4 protein-coding genes and 1 pseudogene are annotated in these 7833 nt (G+C 45.2%); 4 read left to right on the top strand and 1 reads right to left on the bottom strand.

Going from position 1 to position 7833, the window contains the following annotated elements; genetic code table 11:
- Positions 1–251: 251 nt before the first annotated feature.
- Positions 252–760, bottom strand: a pseudogene (locus tag Q0R35_RS19625) (hypothetical protein); the annotation flags it as partial.
- Between the two features lie 569 nt (positions 761–1329).
- Here Q0R35_RS19625 and sbnA point away from each other — a divergent pair.
- The 4 genes from sbnA to Q0R35_RS18550 all read left to right on the top strand — a co-directional run.
- Entirely contained in the window at positions 1330–2424 is a 1095-nt protein-coding gene (sbnA, locus tag Q0R35_RS18565) for a 2,3-diaminopropionate biosynthesis protein SbnA (protein WP_295622033.1), read from the top strand.
- Between the two features lie 78 nt (positions 2425–2502).
- Entirely contained in the window at positions 2503–2973 is a 471-nt protein-coding gene (locus Q0R35_RS18560; protein WP_295622031.1) for a DUF2808 domain-containing protein, read from the top strand.
- Positions 2974–3017: 44 nt separating this feature from the next.
- Positions 3018–4064 (top strand): 2,3-diaminopropionate biosynthesis protein SbnB, encoded by a 1047-nt coding sequence (sbnB, locus tag Q0R35_RS18555; RefSeq protein ID WP_295622029.1) that lies wholly within the window; start codon positions 3018–3020, stop codon positions 4062–4064.
- On the top strand, positions 4064–7833 hold a 3770-nt coding region (locus Q0R35_RS18550), incomplete at its 3' end, for an amino acid adenylation domain-containing protein (protein ID WP_295622027.1). The genes sbnB and Q0R35_RS18550, both read left to right, overlap by 1 nt.

Below are 7833 nucleotides of genomic sequence, written 5' to 3'. Positions count from 1 at the left end.
ACATTTAGGGATGCCATCGCCAAGACGATCGATAAGTAAGGTTTTTAGCAATCGGTTGTAACCATTGCTAAGAGGGTGTTTGAAAATCCGAAGAGAGGTATAAAATCATGCTGTGCGACGAACTATGCTGCTACTCGCCAGATTGCAGCAGGATTGAGCTATTACTCAAAGCCCCTGAAAATACATATTATGCCAGTAGTGACTGAGTTCGAGCCTGAGAATTACTGACTTGTGCCTGACTTGTTTTATCCCTACAGATACCGAGCGAGCCAACGTCGATCGAAGATCGAGGCATAGATTCGGTTATTGACGCTTAAAGATCCTTGTTTTTTAACTACCAGCCCTGACAAAAGTAATTCCCGTTCGATCGGACTATCATTAATATCTGCTACTTGCCGCTCCAAGATTTGCTGATAGAGTATGAGTAAGCCGATCGATCGCTTTTGAGGAGTCGATCGCGAATGGTTTTGAGATGTTCTGGCTCATCGTGAAATTCCCAATCATCGATGATTTGGGTCTGAACTAGTTGCTCGATCCAGGCGGCTTCACCGTTAGGGGGAATAGGCATGTGTGCTTTATAGAGATATCGATCGGCAGAACGCACTACATAGGTCGGCGCATCCATTGGCAAGCTCCCACCAAGTTGATAGTCAAAGGTCGTGGGTTCTCCACCACTGCGGAGTAGCTCGTTTTCAAATAGTAATTCCGCTTGAGTCGCCTTGAGAATGCCGAGTGTCTGCGAGAGTTCCTGAGTGCGCTGTACCACAACATTATTGAGATTTTGCTCGCGCATCGCCACCTCATCAGCCATATTTTGAAATGCTCTGGCGAGTTGTCCTGGCTCATCAATCCGCCGTGCTACTTTAAGCAAAGCCGGAGTATTAAAAGTTGCCGATTGTGCCACTGTCATCGGTTCGGTGCCAAAAAACTGCTGGGCGATCTCCGTCAGTCACAAGTCAGTTGTCTTTAGATGCTAACTCAGCCATTCTCAGGTTTTAACTCAGTTATCAGTAGACTTTAATGAATATATCGGGTTCAAACAACTCGTTCCAATCGACAGTAACCAATCGAGATTAAAAGTATACAAATCATGCTTAACTTCAACTAAAAACTGACTACCTTAGCCCTTTTAGCAGTGGCTTCAGTTAGCGGCAGTATGTTCGCAGTATCAACTGTATCTGCTCGATCGAATAGTGTTAAAGATGTGACCCTGTTTAGTAACGGTAACAGTAATACAAATATACTAATTACCTGATTGAGATGCCCCCAGTGCATAAAAGATTGAAGTCAAACGTGTCACTCAATATCGAACAGTAAGGAAAGTTAATTATGTTAGGTTCCAATCTTCAAACCAAGCCTTCTACCTCTCGTTCAACTGCTCGGATGAGTCCGAAAGTGAGTAGCCGTAAGCAAACTAACTTCGAGAGTCCAGTTGCGAATAAATATTTAAGCGGATTAAATTCGGGAATTTTAACTACCGTTGGGAATACACCCTTAATTAAGTTAGCCAAAGTTTTCAAGGATGTCGATTTTCAGATTTTTGCTAAATTAGAAATGTTTAATCCTGGTGGTAGCGTCAAGGATCGTCCAGCCGTAAATATGCTCAAAAATGCCTTTGCTGATGGACAGATCGAGCCAGGATATACGATCGTCGAATCGAGTTCGGGGAATTTAGGGATTGGGCTAGCACAAGCCTGTTTGGTGCTCGGTTTACACCTAATTTGTGTGGTAGATCCCAAAACTACCAGTCAGAATATCAAGATTTTAGAAGCTTATGGCGCGACAGTTGATGTAGTCACCGAACCAGATCCCGCGACTGGTGATTTTCTGCCCGCTCGCATCAATCGCGTCAAATCATTACTCGATTCCATTCCTAAAAGCTTCTGGTGTCAGCAGTACGCGAATATGAATAATGTCCGCGCTCATCATCAAACAATGCATGAAATTGCCACTGCACTGGATGGGAAATTGGATTATTTATTCTGCTCGACTGGTACTTGCGGTACCCTCCGTGGTTGCTCGGAATATATCAAGAGTCACAATCTCACCACCAAAATTATTGCTGTTGATGCGAAGGGAAGTGTGATTTTTGGTGACAAACGCGGTAAACGGTTGATTCCTGGGCATGGTGCGGCACGGGTGCCAGAGCTGTTTCAACCAGGTTTGGAGGATATGTGCGTCCATGTATCTGACTGGGATTGTATTGTCGGCTGTCATCATTTGCTCAAGAGTGAAGCGATTTTGGCTGGTGGTTCGTCGGGTGCGGTGATAGCGGCGATCGCTAAAAAACGTTTTGAAATCCCTAGTGGTGCTAATTGTGCGGCGATTTTATGCGATCGCGGCGAACGTTATCTAGACACTATTTATACAGATAGTTGGGTGAAGGAACACTTTGGGAATGCTCAATTACACGCGCTCAATTAAGGAAGATCTATCGGGTGCGTTATTATGGTAGATTGACACACCAGCTTTAATTTTAAAATCTCAAAATGAATAAAACCGATGTACAAAATACTGATATTTATTGCTTCACTAGGTTTAATTACGACGATTTTTAATATTAGCAACTATGCAAATGCTCGTGATGCTGACGGTGCGTTCCCTCATGTAGACAGCAAATTTGAGTTTCCGCAGCATCGCTGGGCAAAAGTCCGCCAGACTATTCAAATTCATGTTCCTCGCAATAGTCAAGCTTTAGAAAATCTCCGCATTGCTGTGCCCAATAATATTAATTTTCAAATTAGTAAGATTGAAATTACTAGTGGAGATCGACCAATTCTAGCCGCAATTTCTCGGAAAGGTCAAGAATTGCAAGTTAACTTCGATCGACCAATTTCTCCCGATACTCAGTTCAGGATTGATTTTAATAGTGTAGAGCGAAATATGCAGCCGCAATTAGCTGTTTATTATCTTTATGGCAAAACTGTCGATAGGATAGATGGATTCCTTGGGGAAGCTTATTTTCCTCAATAATGATATTTGACAATAAAACAACTTTTCCCTGTAGGAGAATGATGATGAATTACGATGACATTTTACTATTAAAAGGTAACGATATTGCGACCTTATTTCAGGATCGCGACCGCGAGATTTTGGCAGCAGTTAAATTAGCTTATCAAATCCATGCCACAGGCGATAGTTGTTTGCCACATTCGAGTTTTGTGCGATTCCCAGATAACGATCGAGATCGGATCATTGCTTTACCCGCTTATATCGGCGGTGACATAGATACAGCGGGAATTAAATGGATTGCTTCTTTTCCAGGTAATTTGAAATTGGGGATGGAACGAGCTTCGGCGACGCTGATGCTCAATTCGACTCAAACTGGGCATACTAAAGCAATTATGGAAAGCTCGATTATTAGTGCCAAGCGGACGGCGGCTAGTGCGGCAATCGGCGCGGAACAGTTGAAAGGTTCGCAAAAATTAACTACATTAGGATTAATTGGTACTGGGTTAATTAACTTTGAAATCGTGCGCTTTTTATTAAGTACTTGTCCTGAAATTGAAACTGTACTGGTTTACGATCTCGATCGCGATCGCGCCGAGCAATTTCGGCAAAAGTGCCACCAATTATCCGATCGGTTAAAAATTAAAATTGCGACGGAATCAAGTACTATTTTTCAGGAATCATCGTTAATTTCTTTTGCAACTACGGCAACTAAGCCCCACATCTCCGATCTTTCCCAGTGTCGATCGGGTACAATTATTTTACATGTTTCTCTGCGAGACTTGTCGCCAGAAATTATTTTATCAGCGGATAATATTGTTGATGATGTGGATCATGTGACTCGCGCTCAAACATCGATTCATCTTGCGGAACAACAAGTCGGAAACCGTGATTTTATTCGGACTACTTTGGGTGATATTTTAAATGGGGCTGCACCTGCTGATGGTGGTGAAAATAAAATTGCCATTTTTAGCCCCTTTGGATTGGGCGTACTCGATCTAGCATTAGGAGAGTTAGCTTATAAATTAGCGATCGAACAAAATATCGGCGATACAATTACATCATTTTTGCCTACTTCTTGGTTAGAACGATCTGAATCTGGAGTGTCCATCTAATGAAAGAATCAACCTTGTCAAGTTTGGGAAATACCGATCGACAGCTCCTGAATGAGTGGAATAATACTCAAGCTGACTATCCATTAACAGAGTGTTTTCCGCAGTTATTCGAGCAGCAGGTAGCCCGCACGCCAAATGCAGTGGCTGTCATATCTAACCAGCACCAATTAACTTATCATCAGTTAAATGTCCGTGCGAATCGCTGGGCGAGACATTTAGTTGAAGTGGGTGTGGGTGCAGAACAAATTGTCGGTTTGATGGGCGATCGGAATATCGATTTTCTCACGGCAATGTTGGCGATCTTTAAAGCAGGTGGGGCATATTTACCACTCAATCCCGCACATCCAGCCGCACGAAATCAACAGGTATTAGCTCAAAGTCAAGTAACGTTAGTATTAGCATCCCAAAATTGCCGAGGGATGCTTGCGCCGCTGGTGTCACAACTAGCCAGTCAACCACAATTGTTAGATCTCGAAGATTTAGATCGATTGGAATATAGCAGCGATAATTTAGTCGCTCGGTGTTGCCCAGATAATTTAGCTTATGTAATTTATACTTCTGGTTCGACGGGGACTCCCAAAGGAGCGATGCTCGAACAGCGGGGAATGGTAAATCATTTATATGCCAAAATTACCGATCTAAATTTACAGGCTGACGATATTGTCGCCCAAACAGCATCCCAAACTTTTGATATTAGTATTTGGCAATTTTTGGTGGCATTGTTAGTGGGCGGGAAAGTAGAAATTATCGACTCTGAACTTGCCACAGATCCGACTCAACTACTCGGATATATTCAGGCGCGGCAGATTTCAATTCTAGAGATCGTTCCCTCATTATTGCGGGCTATGCTGCAACAAATTGAAGTCGGGGGAATCGAACATCAACTTCCAAATTTGCGGTGGTTGTTGCTCACTGGCGAACCCTTACCACCCCAATTAGCGCGGGGCTGGTTAGCACATTATCCAGCTATTCCGCTGTTGAATGCTTATGGGCCGACAGAATGTTCTGATGATGTTACTCATTATCCGATCGAACATCCCCCAGCACCAGAAATTGTCAATCTGCCGATCGGTAAAGCGGTAGGCAATACCCAATTATATATCCTCGATTCGCAGTTGCAGATCTTACCGATCGGTGTAGCTGGGGAATTATATGTAGGCGGTGCGGGGGTAGGGCGCGGCTATCTAAATAATCCCCAACTAACTGCAAAGGCATTTATTGAAAATCCATTTAATCCGAAAGATTCACCTCGGCTGTATAAAACTGGTGATAAAGCGCGATATCTTCCCGATGGAAATATTGAATTTTTAGGGCGCATCGATTATCAGGTAAAGATTCGCGGCAATCGGATTGAGTTGGGCGAAATTGAGCTGGTATTGAGTCAGCATCCCCAAGTACGGGAAGTGGTATTAATTGCTAGAGAAGATCGCCCAGGGGATTTATATTTAGCTGCTTATCTGGTGATTAATCCAACAGTTCTCGAAGGCGATGATGCGGTGGTTGAGCGTAGCCTTGCGTTTGGCAATAACCAGCGGATCGAGACTGGTGAATTGCGCGATTTCTTGAAACAGAAGTTGCCTGACTACATGGTACCAGGCGCATTTGTTTATCTCCCCTCGCTGCCGCTGACTCCGAATGGGAAAATCGATCGCAAGGCTCTCCCCATGCCGGATCTGGATTTGAGTTCATCGATCGATTTCGCGCCGCCGACTACGCCCACCCAGTCAATTCTCGCCGCTTTGTGGGCGGAAATTCTCCATCTGCCTCAAGTGGGCATTCATGACAATTTCTTTGAGTTGGGGGGACATTCCCTGTTAGCGACACAGGTTATTATCCGGTTGCGCCCGTTGTTTGGGGTAGAATTGCCGTTGCGCCGCTTGTTTGAGTTGCCGACGATATTTTTATTGAGTGAGTCAATTGAGGCTAGTCAGGGGTCTAATTTAGCCCAAACTGCTGCAATCGTACCAGTCGATCGCACCCAGCCGCTACCACTTTCCTTCGCCCAATCGCGGTTGTGGTTCCTAGATCGGTTAGAAGGGGGCAGTGCTACTTATAATATGCCCGAACCGCTTCAATTGAATGGCGATCTCGATCCGGCGGCGTTGGCAGTGGCTATTAATCAGATCGTCGCGCGACATGAAATCCTGCGAACTAGCTTTCAAATGCTTGATGGCGATCCAATCCAGGTAATTAGCCCGCATTGCCAAATTCCCCTGCCCTCGATTGACTTACAGCAGTTAGAGGGTGCAGCACAGTCTAGCCGATTGCAGTCTCTAGCGATCGAGCAATCACAGCAACCCTTCGATCTTGCGGTGCCGCCGCTGCTCCGTGTCACATTGGTACGGTTGGGGTTAGAATCCCACGTATTACTCGTGACTATCCATCATATTATTGCTGATGGTTGGTCGATGGGGATATTTATCGATGAATTGTCGGCACTATATCAGGCTGCCCAGAGCGGCATTCCCGCCCAATTACCAGCGTTAGCGATTCAATATGCCGACTTTGCCCTGTGGCAACGGCAATGGTTGACAGCGGATGTGCTACAACATCAGGTCGATTACTGGCGGCAACAATTAGCAGATCTACCACCGTTACTGGAATTGCCGACCGATCGATCGCGCCCATCGATGCAGACATTTTGCGGTAGTACTACATCATTTGAGATCGATCGCGAGTCCACTCAGCAACTAAAACTCCTGAGTCAAGGTGCAGGTGGGACGCTATTTATGACCCTACTGGCTGCATTTGCGACATTACTATCGCGGTATAGCCGTCAGGAAGAGATCGCGATCGGTTCGCCGATCGCCAATCGCAATCAGAGTGGGATCGAATCCTCGATCGGCTTTTTTGTCAATACTTTAGTTTTGCATACCAAACTCGGTGGTAATCCTACTTTTGTCGAGCTATTAGCACGAGTGCGGGAAATGACTTTAGGAGCTTACGAACATCAGGATCTCCCGTTTGAGAAACTGGTAGAAGAGCTTCAGCCAGAGCGTTCTCTTAGTTATACGCCTCTATTTCAGGTGATGTTCGTCTTGCAAAATGCGCCTCTGAGTAAACTGGAACTACCAGATCTGACGATCGAACCCTTCAAATTGGATCTAGTCTCCGCGAGATTCGATCTGACATTGCAAATGACTGAAACAGCGGGGGGACTGACTGGGGAACTGATTTACAATCAGGACTTATTTGATGCGGCGACGATCGATCGGATGGCTGGACATTTCCAGATTTTACTCGCAGGGATTATTGCTAATGCCCATCAGCCCATCGCCCAATTACCGCTGATTGGGAGTGCCGAGCAGCAGCAATTACTCATCGACTGGAATGATACCCACACCGATTATCCCGCCGATAAGTGCATCCATCAATTAGTTGAAGCACAGGTAGCCAAGACTCCAAATGCGATCGCCGTGCAATTTGAAAGTACCCAACTAACTTACCGTGAATTAAACGATCGATCGAATCAACTGGCACACTATCTCCAAACATTGGGAGTGAAACCAGAGGTACTAGTTGGTATCTGTGTCGAACGTTCTTGCGAGATGATAATTGGACTCTTGGGCATTCTCAAAGCTGGTGGTGCTTATGTGCCTCTAGATCCTGCCTATCCCACCGACAGACTGAGTTTCATGCTGGCGGATGCCCAGGTAGCGGTGCTGTTGACACAACAAAAGTTGTTGGCAAGTCTACCCGCTGTGAATGTGCCGACGATTGAGTTAGATAACTGGGACAATTTCAAGGGCGAATCTACCGCCAATCCCAC

Origin of the sequence: Chamaesiphon sp. GL140_3_metabinner_50, assembly GCF_025361915.1 — a bacterium.
Taxonomy (GTDB): Bacteria; Cyanobacteriota; Cyanobacteriia; order Cyanobacteriales; family Chamaesiphonaceae; genus Chamaesiphon.
Note: the sequence above shows the minus strand (reverse complement) of the source record. Positions and strands in the feature narration are given on the sequence as shown.

Excerpts from the sequence above, each read along its gene's own strand:
- sbnA (WP_295622033.1), top strand. The coding sequence starts at position 1,330 with ATGTTAGGTTCCAATCTTCAAACCAAGCCTTCTACCTCTCGTTCAACT.
- Q0R35_RS18560 (WP_295622031.1), top strand. The coding sequence starts at position 2,503 with ATGTACAAAATACTGATATTTATTGCTTCACTAGGTTTAATTACGACG.
- sbnB (WP_295622029.1), top strand. The coding sequence starts at position 3,018 with ATGAATTACGATGACATTTTACTATTAAAAGGTAACGATATTGCGACC.